The organism is Propionivibrio sp. (assembly GCF_047602565.1).
In the GTDB taxonomy this organism is placed as follows: Bacteria; Pseudomonadota; Gammaproteobacteria; order Burkholderiales; family Rhodocyclaceae; genus Propionivibrio.
This window is the reverse complement of the sequence record NZ_JASGGX010000001.1, coordinates 3,699,045-3,716,707: the sequence shown is the minus strand read 5'-3', so window position 1 is coordinate 3,716,707 and position 17,663 is coordinate 3,699,045. Positions and strand designations below refer to the sequence as shown.

Below are 17,663 nucleotides of genomic sequence, written 5' to 3'. Positions count from 1 at the left end.
CACAACAATCACGGAGGCAACATGAAACTGAACAAGATCACCCTCGCCCTGCTCGCGCTGGGCATCGGCCTGGGCGGCAACGCGGGGGCCGCCACCGACGCCGAACGCATCGCCCAGCTCGAAGCGCAGATGAAGGCGCTGATGGAGCAGCTGGCCGCGCTCAAGGCCTCGACCACCAGCGCCAACCAGGAGGTCGCCGACCTCAAGGACCAGGTGAGCGCGCAGGGCAAGGAAGCGGTCGTCGCCGGCGACATCCCCGGCTCGTTCCGCGTGCCCGGCAGCGAGACCTCGGTGCGCCTGTACGGCGTCGGCGAGCTGAACATGGTGCACGAAATGAAGGGCGACGGCGGCAAGAACGACTACGCCACCTTCATGCCCTACATGCCGCTGCGCGGCTCGGCCGAAGCCAAGCGCAACGGCGAGACCTACCTGCACGCGCGCACCTCGCGCATCGGCATCGAGGCCGCCACGCCCACGGAATACGGCCTGCTGATGGCCAAGGTCGAGGGCGACTTCAACAACGACCCGCGCACCGGCAACTCGGCGGTCTACGGCAGCCTGGCCAACATCTACACGCAGCAGGCCACCAACAGCTACGACTTCCGCCTGCGCCACGCCTACTTCCAGCTCGGCTCCTGGCTGGTCGGCCAGACCTGGTCGACCTTCATGGACGTTGACAACACGCCGGAGACGGTGGACTTCAACGGCCCGATCGGCTCGACCTTCGTGCGCCAGCCGCAGATCCGCTACACCTACTCGACGCCGCAGTACGGCAAGTTCATCGGCGCCATCGAGAACTCGGCGAGCTACGTGCTGGACAGCACGGGCGCCGCCACCTCGGCGGGCTTCGCCAAGGTCCCCGACCTCGTCGCGCGCTGGGACAAGGCCTACGACTGGGGCTCCGTGAGCCTGCGCGCGGTCTCGCACGAGCTGCGCATCGACGACGGCGCGGGCATCGACGAGCGCAAGCGCGGCTGGGGCCTGTCGGCCAGCGGCCAGATCAAGACCTTCGGCGACGACTTCGTCAGCTGGATCGTCACCGGCGGCACCGGCATCGGCCGCTACTTCAACTACATCGAGGGCGCCGCCTACGATCCGGCCACCGGCAAGATCCTGCGCGAGAAGGCGCTGGGCGTGGTGCTCGGCTACCAGCAGAAGGTCAGCGACACCTTCCGCATGAACTACGTCGTCGGCACGCAGAAGACGTACACCAACGACTACACCGACTTCGCCATCGCCAATGGCTTCGGCGGCGGCCAGTACGGCGTCAACAAGCGCGTGACGCAGGCGCACATCGGCGGCATCTGGAACCCGATCAAGCCGGTCGACGTCGGCCTCGAATACATCTGGGGCAAGCGCGAGACGCTGCTCGGCGAGAAGGGCGACATGTCGCGCATCAACTTCCTGGCGCGCTACAACCTCAACTGAGCGGCCCGGCCAACCAGCCGCAGCGGCGCCGGTTTCCGGCGCCGTTTTTTTTACGCCCGCCGGGCGGCGCGGCGCACTTCGAACATCGGCAGCATCTGCACCGACAGGATGCAGACGAAGATCAGCGCGCAGCCGGCGATGCCGGCCGGGGCGAGGCGGTCGCCCATCAGCAGGAAGCCGAACAGCGCGGCGAACACGGTCTCGGCCGACAGGATGATCGCCGCGTCCGCCGCCTCGGCGTAGCGCTGCCCGACCACCTGCCCGGTGTAGGCGAAGCCGACCGACAGGATGCCGGTGTAGAGGATCGGCCAGGTGGCCTGGCGGATGCCCGCCAGGGTGATCGTCTCGGTGAACGCCCCCCAGGCCAGCGAGGCCACGCCGCAGACCAGGAACTGCCCCGCCGCCACCAGGAACGGCGCGGCCAGGCGATCGGCGACGCGCCCGACCAGCAGCACGTGCAGCGCCCAGAACACGCTGCTGGCGATCACCCACAGATCGCCGGTGCCGATCGCCGCCCATTCCGCGCCGGACAGCAGCCAGGTGCCGAACAGGCAGCCGGCCGAGGCCGGCCACACCGACCAGTGCGGATATTCGCGCAGCGCCATCCAGGCGAGCAGCGGCACCAGCGGCACGTAGAGCGCGGTCAGGAAGCCCGCGTTGGTCACCGTGGTGCCGGTGATGCCGATCTGCTGGAACACCGCGCCGAGGGTCAGCAGCACGCCCAGCACCGCCACGCCCAGCGCGTCGCGCCGCGCCGGCCGGACGCCGCGCCGGGCCAGCGCCCGGTAGTCGCGCCAGGCCAGCGGCGCGATGATGCAGACGCCGAGCAGGAAGCGGATGCCGGTGAAGGTGAACGGCTCGACGCCCTCCTTGGCATGCGCCTGCGCGACGAACGCCGAGCCCCACACCAGCGCGACGAGCAGGAGCAGCAGATTGGCCTGAATGCGGGTCACGGATGTCCCTTCGATGAAAACTGCGTAGTCTACCAGCCGAACGTCGGCAACGGGCCGATGCGCAACAAGTGCGGGATTGCTTCCATCATGATCCATCCATACCGTGGCGCGCGCCCGGCGTCCGGCCGATGACGCCGGGCGATTTTTCCGGACAGGCGCCGCTGGCGGCGCTGTGGCTGGCGTACTTCGTCCTGCATTCGGCGCTCGCCGCGCGCGCGCCGAAGGACTGGATGGCCCGCCTCCGGCCGCGCTGGATGGCCGGCTATCGCCTGATGTTCAACCTCGTCGCGGTACTCGCGCTGCTGCCCGTGCTGTGGCAGCTTCACCGCCATCCCGGCCCGCCGCTGTGGGCCTGGAGCGGTCCGTGGGCGTGGCTGGCGAACGGCCTGACGCTGGCCGCCGTGCTCGGGTTCGTGGGCACGCTGCGCCATTACGACGGCGGCGAATTCCTCGGCTGGCGCCAGTGGCGCGGGCGCGTCCGCAGCGCGGACGACCGGGAGGAGCTGCGCATTTCCCCGTTCCACCGCCACGTGCGCCACCCCTGGTACGCCTGCGGCCTGGTCGTGCTATGGACGCGCGACATGAACGCCGCGATGCTCGTCTCGGCGCTCCTGATCACCGCCTACCTCGTCGTCGGCGCGCGCCTGGAAGAAAGGAAGCTGCTCGCCCGCCACGGCGACGCCTACCGCCGCTACATGCAGCGCGTGCCGGGCCTGCTGCCCTGGCCGGGAAGATCGCTGACCGCGGCGGAGGCCGATGCGCTGACCCGCTTGGCCGCGCGCGACGAGGAAGACGCCCGGCCGCCACGGCGCTGAACGTGCGCTCCCTCCCCTTCAAGGGGAGGGTTGGGGTGGGGATGGGGTAAGCGCCTGGCCTCGCCACCACCCCATCCCCCTCCCGGCCATTCCGGGGCTGGCTTCGCACAGCCAGCCCGTTCGGACGGCGCGGAGCGGTGCTCCGCGAAACCCCGTCCTCACCCCCTTGAAGGGGAGGAGTTGAGTATTCCGCATGCGTGCGATTACCCACTCGCCTTGGGCGGCGCACCGCGCCGCGTTAGAATCCCCGGTCTGACACGCGGCGTGCCGGACGCACACCGCAAAAACAAAGAACGAACAGGGACGACATGGACGGCACCTTCTTTTCCTCGGTTTTCCTGCTGCTGCTGGTTCTCGACCCGCTCGGCAACATGCCGTTCGTGCTGTCGCTGCTGCGCCGCGTGCCCGAGGCGCGGCGGCCGCGCATCATCCTGCGCGAGTGCGCGATCGCCACCTGCGTGCTGGTCGGCTTCCTGTTCGTCGGCGACTGGCTGCTGGCGGCCATGCAGCTGAGCGATCCGGCGCTGGAAATCGCCGGCGGGGTGATCCTCTTCCTGATCGCCCTGCGCATGACCTTTCCGCCGGCAACGCAGGACTCGCTGGAGCACGGCGTGGCCGACGAACCGCTGATCGTGCCGCTGGCGATCCCGATGATCGCCGGCCCGTCGGCCCTGGCCACGGTGCTGCTCGCCTCGCGCGACGCCCAGGATCACGCCGTGCTGTGGGTCGCCGCGGTGATCCTGGCCTGCGCGGTCAACGCCTGCCTGCTGCTCGCTTCCGGCTGGTTCGCGCGGCTGTTCGGCAAGTCCGGCATGGAAGCGCTGGAAAGGCTGATGGGCCTGATCCTGACGGCCATCGCGGTGCAGATGCTGATCAAGGGCATCCGCATCGCCTTCCACATCGGCTGACGCTGGAGCCTAGCTAGTCCTGGATCAGCTCGATGCGCACGAACAGCACCTGCCCCTGCGACTCGGCGAGCTGCGCGAGTTCGGCGAGCGGCGTCAGCAGGGACAGCAGTTCGTCGGGATCGGCGTCCTCTTCCTCGTAGATTTCCGTGGCGGCCAGTTCGCCGGCCACGGTCTCCAGGGATTCCTCGTCGAGCAGCGCCAGTTCCTCCAGCATCTCGCCGGCGACGCGCAGCACCAGGGTTTCCTCGTCGCCGCCCGCCACCAGCGCCGGCTCGTAGAGATCGAGCGCTACCTGCAGCGGATCGCCGGTCAGCAGCGCGTGCAGCGTGGCCAGCTTGACGGTATCCAGGCCGGGCGTTTCGATGCCGCTCCAGCCGTCCAGCGGCGCGGCGGACTGGGCGACCTCGGCCAGCTCATCCTCGTCGGCGGCGACGACACAGGTGACGAATTCCATGGCTCACTCCTCGCAACGCGGTTGGAGCGAAAGAGTGTAATCCAGACCTCGCCGCGCGTCGCGCCGCCCGCGACGCGCGCGCTCAGGCCTTCACCACCGGGGCGCCCGCCAGGATGTGCCGGGCGAGTTCCCGGTCCGAGCCGGCGATGTGCTTGGTCATCCACACGCGCAGGAATTTGACCCGCTCCTTTTCGATCGAGCGGTTGATCGAATGCAGTTCGATCTCGGAGAGCACCTTGAAGAAATGCGCGTGTTCGGCCGTGTGCAGCCGGATGTCCGGGTAGCCGAACAGGCGCATCAGCGCCTCCTCGCAGGTGAAGTGGAAGCGCGCGGACTCCTTCAGGTCGGCGACGTGGAAATAGACCGTCGACCAGTTCTCGCCCTGCCGGATGGCCTCCTCGATGGTCGTGAAATTGCCGATCAGCGCCCTGTGCTGCTCGTCGATCTCCCGGATTCCCAGCGAATACGTATCCCGCCACTGCATGCCCGCGCCCCCGGACGGCGCCGCGCCTCCTCGCCAAACGGCAGCGGGCGGCCGACACGATCCATAAACTGGAAATAGGCATTTATACAATTTTTTACATTGCGCTGACTGTGCATTACTTCACGGATTCGGACGGCGAATGACAGGCCGGGAGGATAGAATTGCGCTTTTTCGCCCGTGCCGGGCGGTCGTCCTGGAAGTACAGATGCGGATCAGGCTGGAAATCGCTCCGGAATCGCCCCGGAGGCCGCGCCTTTTTGCGGCAAGCGTGGAATACGGCTGGTGCCCCGAGCCAGAGTCGAACTGGCACGCCTTGCGGCGGCGGATTTTGAATCCGCTGCGTTTACCGATTCCGCCATCGGGGCTGGTGGTTCGTGGAGAACGAACCGAAGGAGGCCGGATTATCCCCGATTCACTTATGACTAACAAGACTGCCCGCCGGACTTTTGCCGCATGCTCACCCTCGACGATTTCGATTTCGACCTGCCGCCCGAACTGATCGCCCAGCACCCGGCGCCCGAGCGCACGGCCAGCCGGCTGCTGCACGTGGACGGCGGCGCGCTGCGCGACCGCCGCTTCGCCGACCTGCCGGACTTGATCGCGCCGGGCGACCTGCTGGTCTTCAACGACACGCGGGTGATCAAGGCGCGCCTGTTCGGGCGCAAGGAGAGCGGCGGGCGGGTCGAGGTGATGATCGAGCGCATCGTCGATGCCCGCCATGCCGTGGCGCAGATCCGCGCCAGCAAGTCGCCCAAGGCCGGCGGCCGGATCGTGCTGGAGGAGGCCTTCACGGTGGCCGTCGCCGGCCGCACCGGCGCGTCGGACGAATTCTTCGCCCTGGAACTTGTCGGCGACGGCGACCTGTACGCGCTCACCGAAGCGCACGGCCGCCTGCCCTTGCCGCCCTACATCGAACATGCCGCCGCAGTCGAAGACGAGGCGCGCTACCAGACGGTGTACGCGCGCCACACCGGCGCCGTGGCCGCGCCGACCGCCGGGCTGCATTTCGACGACGCGCTGCTCGCCGCGCTGTGCGGGCGCGGCGCCGAGCTCGCCTGGCTGACCCTGCACGTCGGCGCCGGCACCTTCCAGCCGGTGCGCGTACACAACATCGCCGAGCACCGCATGCACCGCGAACGCTTCGAGCTGCCGCCGGCCACGGTCGACGCGATCGCCCGCGCCCGCGCGCGCGGCGGCCGCGTCATCGCCGTCGGCACCACCAGCCTGCGCGCGCTGGAGGCCGCCGCGCAGGCCGGCGAACTGCGCGCCGGCCCGGCCGAAACCGACATCTTCATCACGCCGGGCTACCGCTTCCGCGTGGTCGACCGCCTGATCACCAATTTCCACCTGCCCAGATCGACGCTGCTGATGCTCGTTTCCGCCTTCGCCGGATGCGCTACCATACGCGCCGCCTACGGCCACGCAGTCGCGGCGCGCTACCGCTTCTTCAGCTACGGCGACGCGATGCTCCTGGAAAGACACGACGACCATGCACTTTGAACTCCTCGCCACCGACGGCGGTGCCCGCCGCGGCCGCCTGACCCTCAACCATGGCGTCGTCGAGACGCCGGTGTTCATGCCGGTCGGCACCTACGGCACGGTCAAGGCGATGCTGCCGCGCGACCTGCGCGAGATCGGCGCGCAGATCTGCCTGGGCAACACCTTCCACCTGTGGCTGCGGCCCGGCCTCCCGGTGATCGCCGCGCACGGCGGCCTGCACCGCTTCATGGGCTGGGACGGGCCGATCCTGACCGACTCAGGCGGCTTCCAGGTGTTCTCGCTCGGCGCGCTGCGCAAGATCGGCGAGGACGGCGTGCGCTTCTCCTCGCCGATCAACGGCGACAAGCTGTTCCTGACGCCGGAGGAGTCGATGCGCATCCAGCGCGTGCTGAATTCGGACGTGGTGATGATCTTCGACGAGTGCACGCCCTACCCCGCTTCCTTCGACGCGGCGGCCGCGTCGATGCGCCTGTCGCTGCGCTGGGCGCGGCGCTCGCGCGACGAATTCGACCGGCTGGAGAATCCCAACGCGCTGTTCGGCATCGTCCAGGGCGGCATGCACGAGGCGCTGCGCGACGAGTCGCTGGCCGGCCTCCGCGACATCGGCTTCGACGGCTTCGCCATCGGCGGCCTGTCGGTCGGCGAGCCCAAGGAGGACATGGCGCGCATCCTGGCTCACACCACGCCCCGGCTGCCGGCCGCCAAGCCACGCTACCTGATGGGCGTCGGCACGCCCGAGGACCTGGTGCACGGCGTGCAGGCCGGCATCGACATGTTCGACTGCGTGATGCCCACGCGCAACGCGCGCAACGGCCACCTGTTCACCCGCCACGGCGACGTGCGCATCAAGAACGCGCAGTACAAGGATGACCCGCGCCCGCTCGACGAGTCCTGCGACTGCTACACCTGCCGCAATTTCAGCCGCGCCTACCTGCACCACCTGTTCCGCGTCGGCGAAATCCTCGGCGCGCAGCTCAACACCATCCACAACCTGCGCTACTACCAGACGCTGATGCGCGAGCTGCGCGAGGCCATCGCCGCCGGCCGCCTGGCGGCAATGGCCGCCGCCTTCCACGCCGCGCGCGGCGGCGAAACGCGCTAGGCGGTCTTTCCGCGGTGGCCGCGCAGGGTGCGGTGATACAATAGCCCGTTGATTTTTCCGTAGTCCCACCTTCGTCAAATTCCACTATCCCAGGAGACCAATGTGCTGATCAGCAATGCGTATGCCCAAACTGCCGCCGCCGGACCGCTGGATGGCGCCATGCAGTTCCTGCCGATCATTCTGATGTTCGTCGTGCTCTACTTCCTGATGATCCGTCCGCAGCAGAAGAAGGCCAAGGAACACAAGGCGCTGCTCGAAGCACTGTCCAAGGGCGACGAGGTCGTCACGACCAGCGGCATGGCGGGACGCGTGACCAAGGTCGGCGACGACTTCGTGACCATCGAGATCGCCGCCAACGTCGAAGTCCAGATGCAGAAGCCGGCCATCGCCGTCGTCCTGCCGAAAGGCACGCTGAAGAATATGTGACGCGCCCGGCGCCAGAGGGGGGAAACCGTTCCCCCCGTCCATCCCCGCCCCGCCCGCCTCACTTCTCACTTCCCGCCCGAACATGAACCGTTATCCGCTCTGGAAATACATCACCGTCGTCGTCGCGCTATTGATCGGTTTCATCTACACCTTGCCGAACTTCTTCGGCGAGTCGCCCGCCGTGCAGGTTTCCAGTGCCAAGGCCACGCTCAAGGTCGACACCGGGACGCTCGATCGCGTCGAAGGCACGCTCAAGACGGCCGGCGTCCCGACCAGCGGCATCTTCCTCGACGCCAACGGCGTCAAGGTCCGCCTGGAAGACACCGACACCCAGCTCAAGGCCAAGGATCTGCTGGAAAAGCAGTTCAACCCCGACCCCGCCGATCCGCAGTACGTGGTGGCCCTCAACCTGCTGTCGAGTTCGCCGCGCTGGCTGACCGGCCTGGGCGCCCTGCCGATGTACCTCGGCCTCGACCTGCGCGGCGGCGTGCATTTCCTGCTGCAGGTGGACATGAAGGGCGCGCTGACCAAGCGCCTCGACGCCATCGGCGCCGACCTGCGCAGCCTGCTGCGCGACAAGAACATCCGCCACGGCGGCGTCAGCCGCGAAGGCGAGCGCGTGGTGGTCCGCTTCCGCGACGAGGACACCCGCGCCAAGGCGCGCAACGTCATGGAGGACAGCCAGCCCGACCTGGCGCTGGTCGACCAGGGCGACGGCGGCGACCTGCGCCTGGTCGCCACGCTGAAGCCCACCGCGCTCAAGAAGATCCAGGAATTCGCCATCAAGCAGAATATGGGCACGCTGCACAACCGGATCAACGAACTCGGCGTGGCCGAGCCGGTGATCGCCCAGCAGGGCGCCGACCGCATCGTCGTCCAGCTGCCCGGCGTGCAGGACACGGCCAAGGCCAAGGACATCCTCGGGCGCACCGCGACGCTGGAAATCCGCATGGTCGACGACACCCCCGGCGCGCTCGACGCGGCCATCGCCGGCCAAGTGCCGTTCGGCACCGAACTGTACGTCGAGCGCGGCGGCCAGCCGCTGCTGGTCAAGAAGCAGGTGGTGCTGACCGGCGACCGCCTGACCGACGCGCAGCCCGGCTTCGACAACCAGACGCACGAACCGGCGGTGCACCTCACGCTGGACTCCACCGGCGCGCGCATCTTCCGCGACATCACCCGCGAGAACGTCGGCAAGCGCATGGCCATCCTGCTGATCGAGAAGGGCAAGGGCGAGGTGGTCACCGCGCCGGTGATCCGCACCGAGATCGGCGGCGGGCGCGTGCAGATTTCCGGCCGCATGAGCACGGTGGAGGCCAACGACACGGCGCTCCTGCTGCGCGCCGGCTCGCTGGCCGCGCCGATGGACATCATCGAGGAACGCACCATCGGCCCGAGCCTCGGCGCCGACAACATCAAGAAGGGCTTCCACTCGACGATGTGGGGCTTCGCCGGCATCGCCGCGTTCATGATGTTCTACTACGTGATGTTCGGCTTCATCTCGGTCGTCGCCCTGGCCGCCAACCTGCTCTTCCTGGTGGCGCTGCTCTCGCTGCTGCAGGCCACGCTGACGCTGCCGGGCATCGCCGCCATCGCGCTGACGCTGGGCATGGCCATCGACGCCAACGTGCTGATCAACGAACGCATCCGCGAGGAGCTGCGCAACGGCGCGTCGCCGCAGGCGGCCATCCACGGCGGCTACGAGCACGCCTTCGGCACCATCGTCGACTCCAACGTCACCACGCTGATCGCCGGCGTCGCGCTGCTCGTCTTCGGCTCCGGCCCGGTGCGCGGCTTCGCGGTGGTCCATTGCCTGGGCATCCTGACCTCGCTGTTCTCCGCCGTGGTCGTCTCGCGTTCGCTGGTCAACCTGATCTACGGCCGCCGCCGCAAGATCGAGTCGCTGTCGATCGGCCAGATCTGGAAGCCGGGTACCGGCACGGCCACGAACAAATAAGGAAGCACGACGATGGAATTTTTCCGCATCAAGAAAGACATTCCCTTCATGCGCCACGCGCTGGTGTTCAACGTCATTTCGTTGGTCACCTTCCTGCTGGCGGTTTTCTTCCTGGCCCATCGCGGCCTGCATCTGTCCGTCGAATTCACCGGCGGCACGCTGATCGAGGTCGAACTACGCTCAGGCCGCCGACCTGGAGAAGATCCGCGAAGGCCTGGCCAAGTCCGGCTACGCGGACATCGCCGTACAGAACTTCGGTTCCAGCCGCGACGTGATGATCCGCCTGCCGCTCAAGGAGGAGCAGAACTCGGCCAAGATCGGCGAGGCGGTCATGCAGGTGCTCGACGCCGAGGCGCCGGGCGCCAGCCTGCGCCGCGTGGAATTCGTCGGCCCGCAGGTCGGCAAGGAGCTGGCCGAGAACGGGGCGATGGCGCTGCTGCTGGTGATCGTCGGCATCGTGGTGTATCTCGCCTTCCGCTTCGAATGGCGCTTCTCCGTCTCGGCGATCATCGCCAACCTGCACGACGTCATCATCATCCTCGGCTTCTTCGCCTTCTTCCAGTGGGAGTTCTCGCTCTCCGTGCTGGCCGCGGTGCTGGCCGTGCTGGGCTATTCGGTGAACGAGTCGGTGGTGGTCTTCGACCGGGTGCGCGAGACGTTCAGGAAGGTGCGCGGCCTGACCACGCCGCAGGTGCTCGACCACGCCATCACCAGCACCATCTCGCGCACCATCATCACGCACGGCAGCACGCAGCTGATGGTGGTGTCCATGCTGCTGTTCGGCGGCGAAACGCTGCACTACTTCGCCATCGCCCTGACCATCGGCATCTGCTTCGGCATCTACTCGTCGGTGCTGGTCGCCAGCCCGCTGGTGATGTGGCTCGGCGCGTCGCGCGAGCACTTCGTCAAGCCGAAGAAGCAGGTCGACGGGGCCAACGAGGACGGCGCCGTCGTCTGACGCGAACGTTCTCTCCGCAGGATGCACACGGGCGCCGCAAGGCGCCCGTGCCGTTTCCGCCGCGGCGCTTCCGGCGGTCGCCCGCCGGCGCGCCGCGCCAGGCCCGGATGCATTTTCGATATTCCGCCTACAAGGCGCCGGCTTGACACATCCGACACAGCGTGTACGATGCGCTGATTGAAAAAAGCAACCCCGCGCGAAAGGCGGGTTCGCAAAGTTACCGGCCTAAGGGTGCGTGCCTATGGCAGCGGGATTGCCAATCGGACTCTCGCCCCCCAAGCGAATCGGTGACCATCCCCCTGCCGTCTCCCGGCGCACGCCGCCCGGCCGTGTCTTTGCGAAACAAGCAGGCAGGCCCCACAGAACGGCAAGGGAAAGATGTTCCACTGGTTATTTCTCGATGAAAGCGGCATTTCCCAGAGCGAGTTGACCCGCTGGCGGGTCAGCGCGCTCAGGATCATCCTGTTCTCGGGCATCATCCTCGAAGCCACCGTCGCCATTCACAGCTCGCTCGATGCGCTGGCGATCGGCGCCTACCACGTCATCGTGATCGTCGCCGTGTTCTACGCCCTGCTGAGCGCGGGGCTCTACTACTCCGCGCGCCGGCCGGAGTGCGGCGCCGGCCTGCTGATCGCGACGGTGTATTGCGCCGGGGCGGCGATCACGCTTTTCGTGAACCTCGACGAAGTGGCCAAGCTCGGCATCATTTTCGTTTACACGACGCCGATCATCGCCCGGCTCTTCTTCGGCGGACGCCTCGCCATCGGGCTGATGCTGTTCAACTTCCTGCCGTTCTTCTACCTGCTCCAGGGCAAACCGCTGGTGCACTTCCACACCATGGACATCACCCTGGCGGCGAGCCACACCTACATCCAGTCCCTGCTTTTCCTGTTTTTCAACATCTGCATTCCCCTGGCCGTCTTCCGCGTCCTGCACGCGCTGGATGCGTCGGCGATCCGCTACCGCGAGGCCAGCGCGGCGCTGGCCACGAGCCACGAGCAGTACCGCGAATTCTTCGAACACTCCGGCGGCCCGATCGTGCTCTGCGCGGCGGACGGCACCGTGCTCCAGGCGAACCGGATGGCGGTCGAACTCCTCGGCGGCACCGCGCCGACCCTCGTCGGCACGCCGCTGCCCGCCCTGTTCGAGTCCGGCGGCGGAGCGCCGGCGGAGCAAGGCCTGCCGATCGCCGAAGGGCAGGAGTTCGCTGGGAAAAAGGGGCAAAGGATATCCATCCAATATGTCTCCCGGACGACGCAGGGGCATTCCATCGTCGTGCTCAACGACGCTTCGTCGCTGCTCAGGATCAAGGAAGCGCTGCGGCGCAGCAAGGAGCGCGAGCAATATCTCAGCAATTACGACACCCTGACCCAGCTGCCCAACAAGGAGATGCTCCGGCGCCATCTCGCGGACACCCTCTCCCGCCTGGATGCCGACCGGATCATCGCGCTGGTCTCGTTCCGGCTGAACAGCGTCCGCCATGCCAACGAGAAGTATGGCGCCGCCACCGGCGACCTTCTCATCCGCCGTTTCGGCAGCGAACTCCGCGACGCCCTGCCCGGGGACACCTTCTGCGCGCGCCTGCGCAGCATCGTCTTCTCCGTCGTCCTGGCGCCGGCCACCACGCCGGCGGAGGTGGTCCATCAGGTCGAACGCCTGCGCAGCATGCTGCCCGAGGACATCGACCTCGACGGCAAGAACGTCTTCGTCCAGGTGTCGACAGGCATCGCCCTGGCCCGGACGCGCGACATTCCGCCGGAAGAACTGATCCGGCGCAGCGAGGTCGCGCTCGACAGCGCCCGGCGCTCCAGCGACGATTCGGCGACCCTGTTCGACGAGGCCGACGCCGCCCGCATCCGGCGCAACATCGAGATCGAACTGGGCATGGTCGCGGCATTGAAGAACGCGGAGTTCCGGCTGGTCTACCAGCCCAAGGTGAACGCCGACGGCCGGATCACCGGACTGGAGGCGCTCATCCGCTGGAACTCGTCCGGCCTCGGCATCGTGCCGCCGGACGAGTTCATCCCCATCGCGGAGAGCTGCGGCCTGATCCACGACATCACCCGGCGGGTGATCGACGAAGTCTGCGCCTTCATCCGCCGGACGATCGACCGGGGCAGCCCCTGTCCGCCGGTCGCGCTCAATCTTTCGGCGATCGACATCGTCAGGCACGATCTGCTGGAGCACATCGACGAATCCACCGCGCGGCACCGCGTCCCGCCCGGTCTGCTCGAATTCGAGATCACCGAAACCGGGCTCATCGGCAACGAGGCGCTGGCCATCCGCCACCTGCGGGAACTGGAGAAGCGCGGCAACAGCATCTCCATCGACGATTTCGGCACCGGGTACTCGTCGCTGTCCAAATTGAGCAGCTTCCCGGTCCACGGCATCAAGATCGACCAGTCGTTCGTCGCCCGGATCGGCTCGTGCCGGAAGAGCGAACTGATCATCAAGGCCATCGTCTCGCTGGCCGACATGATGTCCTGCATCACCATCGCCGAGGGCGTCGAACGCGAAAACCAGGAGGCCTTCCTGCGCTCGATTGGATGCGAGATGTTTCAGGGCTACTATTACTACCATCCGATGGAAGCCGCGCAGATCGCCGAACTACTGCTGGCGGCCCCGCTTGCCGGCCCTTCCCCGGAGCATGCCTTCCGCAGTCCCGGCATGAATCCGGAATTCGCCTGAACGAATCCGGCCGGACGTTTGTCGTAATCACTGCCGCGCGCCGCGAGCGCCCTCGATGCGCCGCCGGCGGCGGCGCTACGGGAGAATCGAATGTCCACGCAGCGCATCAAGTTATGGGATCTGCCGACCCGCCTGTTCCACTGGCTGCTGGCCGTGTCCGTCGTCGCCGCCGTGGTCACCGCCAAGGTCGGCGGCAACGCCATGGTCTGGCACGGCCGCATCGGCCTGTTCATCGTCGGGCTCGTCGTCTTCCGCCTCGTCTGGGGACTGGTCGGCTCGACCTATGCCCGCTTTTCGAGCTTTTTCCCCACGCCGGGGTCGGTCGCCGCCTACCTGCGCGGGCAATGGCGCGGCCTCGGCCACAATCCGCTCGGCGCCCTGTCGGTGTTCGGCCTGCTCGCGGTGATCGCCTTCCAGGCGGGCACCGGCCTGTTCGCCAACGACGACATCGCCTTCCGCGGCCCGCTCTTCGAGCTGGCCGGCAAAGATCTGAGCGACCGGCTGACCGGCGTGCATCACTGGAACGTCAACGTCGTCTTCGCCCTGATCGCCCTGCACCTCGCCGCCATCGCCTTCTACGCGCACGTCAAGAAGGACAGGCTGGTCCGGCCGATGATCGACGGCTGGAAAGAGGCCGACGCCGACCTCCACGACGTCCATGCGATCCGCGGCGGCGGCCCCGCGGCGCTGACCGTGGCGCTGCTGCTGGCCGCCACCTCCGTATTCGCCGCCTCGGGGGCGTGGATGCCCGAGCCCGAACCGCCGCCCGCGCAGCAGGCTCCCGCCTGGTAGATCGCGTCCGCGAATCCGTAAAAAAAACGCGGCCACGCTGAAGCGTGGCCGCATTTTTTGCGTCGCCGTCCGTGCGGCGGCGCGCTTATTTCCGGAAGTCGTCGTGGCAGGCCTTGCAGGCGGCGCCGGTCTTGCCGAACTGCGCCTGGACGGCGGCCTTGTCGCCGGTGGCCGCGACCCTGGCCAGTTCGCTGGCTTCCTTGCGGAAGTTCAGCCCCAGCTCGCGCACCTTGTCCGGCTGCTGGAAGAACTCGGGCTTGACCCGCGTCCTCTCGCCGCCGATGTCCTTGTCCGTGCCCGGCGCGAACAGCACGCTCCATCCGGAACCGGCGACCGCGGCCACCGTGTTGGCCGCCGCCTCGACCTGATCCTTGTCGAAATTCCCGTCCAGGTTGGCCTTGATCTTGCCCATGTTCCAGGCCATGACCGTGAAGTTCGCCTTGCGGGTCTTGATCATTTCCTCCGGTTTGAGCTGCTGGGCCAGGACGGCGCCAGCCAGACTTGCGAGAACGAGCGCGGCGACTGTTTTTTTCATGACATTTTCTCCATCGTGGACGAAAAGCACTTAAAAAAACCGGGGCGACGAGCCCCGGCCGGAATCATGCATGCGCGGGTTAGTCATCGCCGCGTGACGGAAGTTTCGCTTCCCCCGGACGCGGAAACCGGGCCTCGCCGCCGGCCGGTCCGACCAACGGTCAGACGGCGAACACGTGCTTGATGCGCAGGGTCTTCCTTTCCTCGATCAAGGCCGTCAGCCGGTCGACGTTCGGATGCTTGCCCGGATGCTGCCGCGCATCCTCGGTGTGCTCGGCATAGAGCTCCAGCCCCTTGCGCGCGGCGTCCGGCGTGATCGCGCCGTAGGTCTGGGCCAGGTGATTGTATACGGCCAGCGAGCCCTGGCTGCCGGCCTTGTTCTCGATGACGGCGACCACGTTGCCCTCGGCGTCGAGCAGGTTGATCGCCGCCAGATGCGAAATGCCGGGGAGTTTCTTCAGGTTCTCGGCGAACGGCATGGCTCGGTTCCCCTCAGATCCGGCGCGCGAGTTCGGCGGCCTTGCCGGTGTAGTCCCACGGCGTCAGCGCGAGCAGTTCCTGCCTGGCCGCCTCCGGGATGTCCAGCGTCTTGACGAATTCCTGCATGCCCTCGCGCGAGACGCGGTTGCCGCGCGTCAGCTCCTTGAGCTTTTCATAAGGATTGGCCACGCCGTAGCGGCGCATCACGGTCTGGATCGGCTCGGCCAACAGCTCCCAGTTGGCATCGAGGTCGGTGCACAGGCAGTCGGCGTTGGCTTCCAGCTTGTTCAGGCCGCGCAGCAGCGAATCGTAGGCCAGCAGCGTGTAGCCGAGCGCCACGCCCATGTTGCGCAGCACGGTGGAATCGGTCAGGTCGCGCTGCCAGCGCGAGATCGGCAGCTTTTCCGAGAGGTGGCGCAGGAGCGCGTTGGCCAGTCCCAGGTTGCCTTCGGAATTCTCGAAGTCGATCGGGTTGACCTTGTGCGGCATGGTCGATGAGCCGACTTCGCCGGCCTTCAGCTTCTGCTTGAAGAAGCCGAGCGAGATGTAGCCCCACACGTCGCGGTCGAGGTCGATCAGGATGGTGTTGACGCGCGCGAAGGCGTCGAACAGTTCGGCCATCGCGTCGTGCGGCTCGATCTGAATGGTGTAGGGATTGAATTCCAGGCCCAGCGCTTCGACGAAGCGGCGGGCGAACCCTTCCCAGTCGTACCCCGGATACGCCGCCAGATGGGCGTTGTAGTTGCCGACCGCGCCGTTGATCTTGCCGAGCAGGCCGGCCTCGGCGATGCGTTTGCGTCCGCGCTCCAGGCGGTACACCGCGTTGGCCATCTCCTTGCCCAGGGTGGTCGGCGTCGCCGGCTGGCCGTGCGTGCGCGACATCATCGGCAGCGCCGCGTGCTCGTGCGCCAGGTCGCGCAGGCGGGCGATCGCCTTGTCCAGCGCCGGCAGCATCGCCGCGTCGCGCGCCGCCTTGAGCATCAGCGCGTGCGACAGGTTGTTGATGTCCTCCGAGGTGCAGGCGAAGTGGATGAACTCGGAGACGCGCATCACTTCCGGGTTGTCCGCCAGCCGCTTCTTGATCCAGTATTCGAGCGCCTTGACGTCGTGGTTGGTCACCGCCTCGATTTCCTTGACCTCGGCCGCCTGCGCGGGGCCGAAGCCGGCGACGAGGCGGTCCAGCTCGGCCACGGTCGCCGGGGAGAAGGCGGGAATCTCGGCGAAATGCGGCTCGGCGGCCAGCGCCTTGAGCCATTCGATCTCCACCTGGAGACGGCGGCGGATCAGGCCGTATTCGGAAAACTGGTCGCGCAGGGCGTCGACCTTGGCGGCATAGCGGCCGTCCAGGGGAGACAGCGCGGTAAGGGGGCTGAAAGACATGGCGTAACCTTTGAACTTGATACGTGCGGAGAGGTCGATATTCTACCTCTCTCGCTAAAATCTCCCGCAAATTCAGGTATCGGCGAATGGTATATAATCCGGCCCGTCAAATCACTTGCCCTCCCACTCCCAGGAAGCCATGAAGCTCATCGGATCATTGACCAGCCCGTTCGTGCGCAAGGTGCGGGTCGTTCTGGCGGAAAAGAAGATCGAATGCGGATTCGAGATCGATTCGCCGTGGACGCCGGAAACGAACGTTCCCAACATCAATCCGCTGGGCAAGATTCCGGTTCTCGCGCTCGACGACGATACGGTGCTCTTCGATTCGCGCGTGATCAGCGAATACCTGGACAACGTGGCGCCGAACAACAAGCTGATGCCGACGCCGAACCGCGAACGCACGGAAGTCAAGCGCTGGGAGGCGCTGGCCGACGGCGTCAACGAGGCGGCCGGGCTGGTCTTCCTCGAACGGAAGCGCCCCGAGGCGCAGCAGAGCGCCGACTGGATCGCCCGCCAGGAAGACAAGATCTTGCGCGGCGTGGAATGCATGGCCGACCAGCTCGGCGAAAGCCCGTGGTGCATGGGCACGCATTTCACGCTGGCCGACATCTGCGTCGGCTGCGCGCTGGGCTACCTGTCGTTCCGCTTCCCCGAGATCGACTGGCGCGCCAGGCACCCCAACCTCGCCCGCCTGTACGACAAGCTGATGCAGCGCCCGGCATTCGCGGAGACGGCGCCGAAGGGCTGAGTTCCCGCCGCCGTCTGCGTAGAAAAACGAGCCGCCGCATCGGGCGGCTTTTTTTC

16 protein-coding genes, 1 tRNA gene, 1 pseudogene and 1 riboswitch are annotated in these 17,663 nt (G+C 67.1%); of the genes and pseudogenes, 11 read left to right on the top strand and 7 right to left on the bottom strand.

Annotation, left to right across the window (positions count from 1 at the left end; all coding sequences use genetic code 11):
- Positions 1–21: 21 nt before the first annotated feature.
- The gene (locus QM701_RS17580; protein WP_415168302.1) at positions 22–1,428 is read left to right on the top strand and encodes a DcaP family trimeric outer membrane transporter; all 1,407 of its coding nucleotides are present in this window, start codon (positions 22–24) and stop codon (positions 1,426–1,428) included.
- 50 nt (positions 1,429–1,478) lie between these two features.
- Here the strand turns inward: QM701_RS17580 and QM701_RS17575 are convergent, their stop codons facing one another.
- Positions 1,479–2,381, bottom strand: coding sequence for a DMT family transporter (locus QM701_RS17575; RefSeq protein ID WP_415168301.1), 903 nt, complete (start codon positions 2,379–2,381; stop codon positions 1,479–1,481).
- A gap of 128 nt (positions 2,382–2,509) precedes the next feature.
- On the opposite strand from QM701_RS17575, the gene QM701_RS17570 reads away from it, so the two are divergent.
- The gene (locus QM701_RS17570; protein ID WP_415168300.1) at positions 2,510–3,196 is read left to right on the top strand and encodes a methyltransferase family protein; all 687 of its coding nucleotides are present in this window, start codon (positions 2,510–2,512) and stop codon (positions 3,194–3,196) included.
- A 308-nt stretch (positions 3,197–3,504) separates the two neighbouring features.
- The gene (locus QM701_RS17565) at positions 3,505–4,104 is read left to right on the top strand and encodes a MarC family protein (RefSeq protein ID WP_415168299.1); all 600 of its coding nucleotides are present in this window, start codon (positions 3,505–3,507) and stop codon (positions 4,102–4,104) included.
- 13 nt (positions 4,105–4,117) lie between these two features.
- On the opposite strand, the gene QM701_RS17560 is transcribed toward QM701_RS17565, so the two are convergent.
- The 3 genes from QM701_RS17560 to QM701_RS17550 form a co-directional block, all read right to left on the bottom strand.
- Complete coding sequence (locus QM701_RS17560) at positions 4,118–4,558, bottom strand: hypothetical protein (RefSeq protein WP_415168298.1); 441 nt, start codon at positions 4,556–4,558, stop codon at positions 4,118–4,120.
- 82 nt (positions 4,559–4,640) lie between these two features.
- Positions 4,641–5,042 carry a bacteriohemerythrin gene (locus QM701_RS17555; RefSeq protein WP_415168297.1) on the bottom strand — a complete coding sequence of 134 codons (402 nt, stop codon included), beginning with the start codon at positions 5,040–5,042 and terminating at the stop codon, positions 4,641–4,643.
- Positions 5,043–5,322: 280 nt separating this feature from the next.
- Positions 5,323–5,407 (bottom strand) — tRNA-Leu (locus QM701_RS17550).
- A gap of 88 nt (positions 5,408–5,495) precedes the next feature.
- Here QM701_RS17550 and queA point away from each other — a divergent pair.
- From queA to QM701_RS17515, 7 genes and pseudogenes are all read left to right on the top strand, one after another.
- The gene (gene queA / locus QM701_RS17545) at positions 5,496–6,542 is read left to right on the top strand and encodes a tRNA preQ1(34) S-adenosylmethionine ribosyltransferase-isomerase QueA (protein WP_415168296.1); all 1,047 of its coding nucleotides are present in this window, start codon (positions 5,496–5,498) and stop codon (positions 6,540–6,542) included.
- Positions 6,532–7,644: a tRNA guanosine(34) transglycosylase Tgt gene (gene tgt, locus QM701_RS17540; protein WP_415168295.1), complete on the top strand. Its 1,113-nt coding sequence runs from the start codon at positions 6,532–6,534 to the stop codon at positions 7,642–7,644. The genes queA and tgt overlap by 11 nt, the downstream gene beginning before the upstream one ends.
- A gap of 159 nt (positions 7,645–7,803) precedes the next feature.
- On the top strand, positions 7,804–8,070 hold the full coding sequence (gene yajC / locus QM701_RS17535) for a preprotein translocase subunit YajC (RefSeq protein ID WP_415169426.1): 267 nt from the start codon (positions 7,804–7,806) through the stop codon (positions 8,068–8,070).
- 82 nt (positions 8,071–8,152) lie between these two features.
- Positions 8,153–10,027, top strand: coding sequence for a protein translocase subunit SecD (gene secD, locus QM701_RS17530; RefSeq protein ID WP_415168294.1), 1,875 nt, complete (start codon positions 8,153–8,155; stop codon positions 10,025–10,027).
- A gap of 12 nt (positions 10,028–10,039) precedes the next feature.
- Positions 10,040–10,985 (top strand): annotated as a pseudogene (gene secF / locus QM701_RS17525) (protein translocase subunit SecF).
- Between the two features lie 175 nt (positions 10,986–11,160).
- Positions 11,161–11,246: riboswitch (cyclic di-GMP riboswitch) on the top strand.
- A 117-nt stretch (positions 11,247–11,363) separates the two neighbouring features.
- Positions 11,364–13,673, top strand: a complete 2,310-nt coding sequence (locus QM701_RS17520; protein WP_415168293.1) for a putative bifunctional diguanylate cyclase/phosphodiesterase — start codon at positions 11,364–11,366, stop codon at positions 13,671–13,673.
- 90 nt (positions 13,674–13,763) lie between these two features.
- Positions 13,764–14,465 (top strand): cytochrome b/b6 domain-containing protein, encoded by a 702-nt coding sequence (locus QM701_RS17515; protein WP_415168292.1) that lies wholly within the window; start codon positions 13,764–13,766, stop codon positions 14,463–14,465.
- An 85-nt stretch (positions 14,466–14,550) separates the two neighbouring features.
- Here the strand turns inward: QM701_RS17515 and QM701_RS17510 are convergent, their stop codons facing one another.
- The 3 genes from QM701_RS17510 to purB all read right to left on the bottom strand — a co-directional run bounded on the left by QM701_RS17510 (position 14,551) and on the right by purB (position 16,859).
- Entirely contained in the window at positions 14,551–15,000 is a 450-nt protein-coding gene (locus QM701_RS17510) for a c-type cytochrome (RefSeq protein WP_415168291.1), read from the bottom strand.
- A 160-nt stretch (positions 15,001–15,160) separates the two neighbouring features.
- Entirely contained in the window at positions 15,161–15,478 is a 318-nt protein-coding gene (locus QM701_RS17505) for a DUF2322 family protein (RefSeq protein WP_415168290.1), read from the bottom strand.
- 13 nt (positions 15,479–15,491) lie between these two features.
- Positions 15,492–16,859 (bottom strand): adenylosuccinate lyase, encoded by a 1,368-nt coding sequence (gene purB, locus QM701_RS17500; RefSeq protein WP_415168289.1) that lies wholly within the window; start codon positions 16,857–16,859, stop codon positions 15,492–15,494.
- Positions 16,860–16,998: 139 nt separating this feature from the next.
- Here purB and QM701_RS17495 point away from each other — a divergent pair, with 139 nt between their 5' ends.
- Positions 16,999–17,607 carry a glutathione S-transferase gene (locus QM701_RS17495; RefSeq protein ID WP_415168288.1) on the top strand — a complete coding sequence of 203 codons (609 nt, stop codon included), beginning with the start codon at positions 16,999–17,001 and terminating at the stop codon, positions 17,605–17,607.
- The last annotated feature ends 56 nt before the right edge of the window (positions 17,608–17,663 follow it).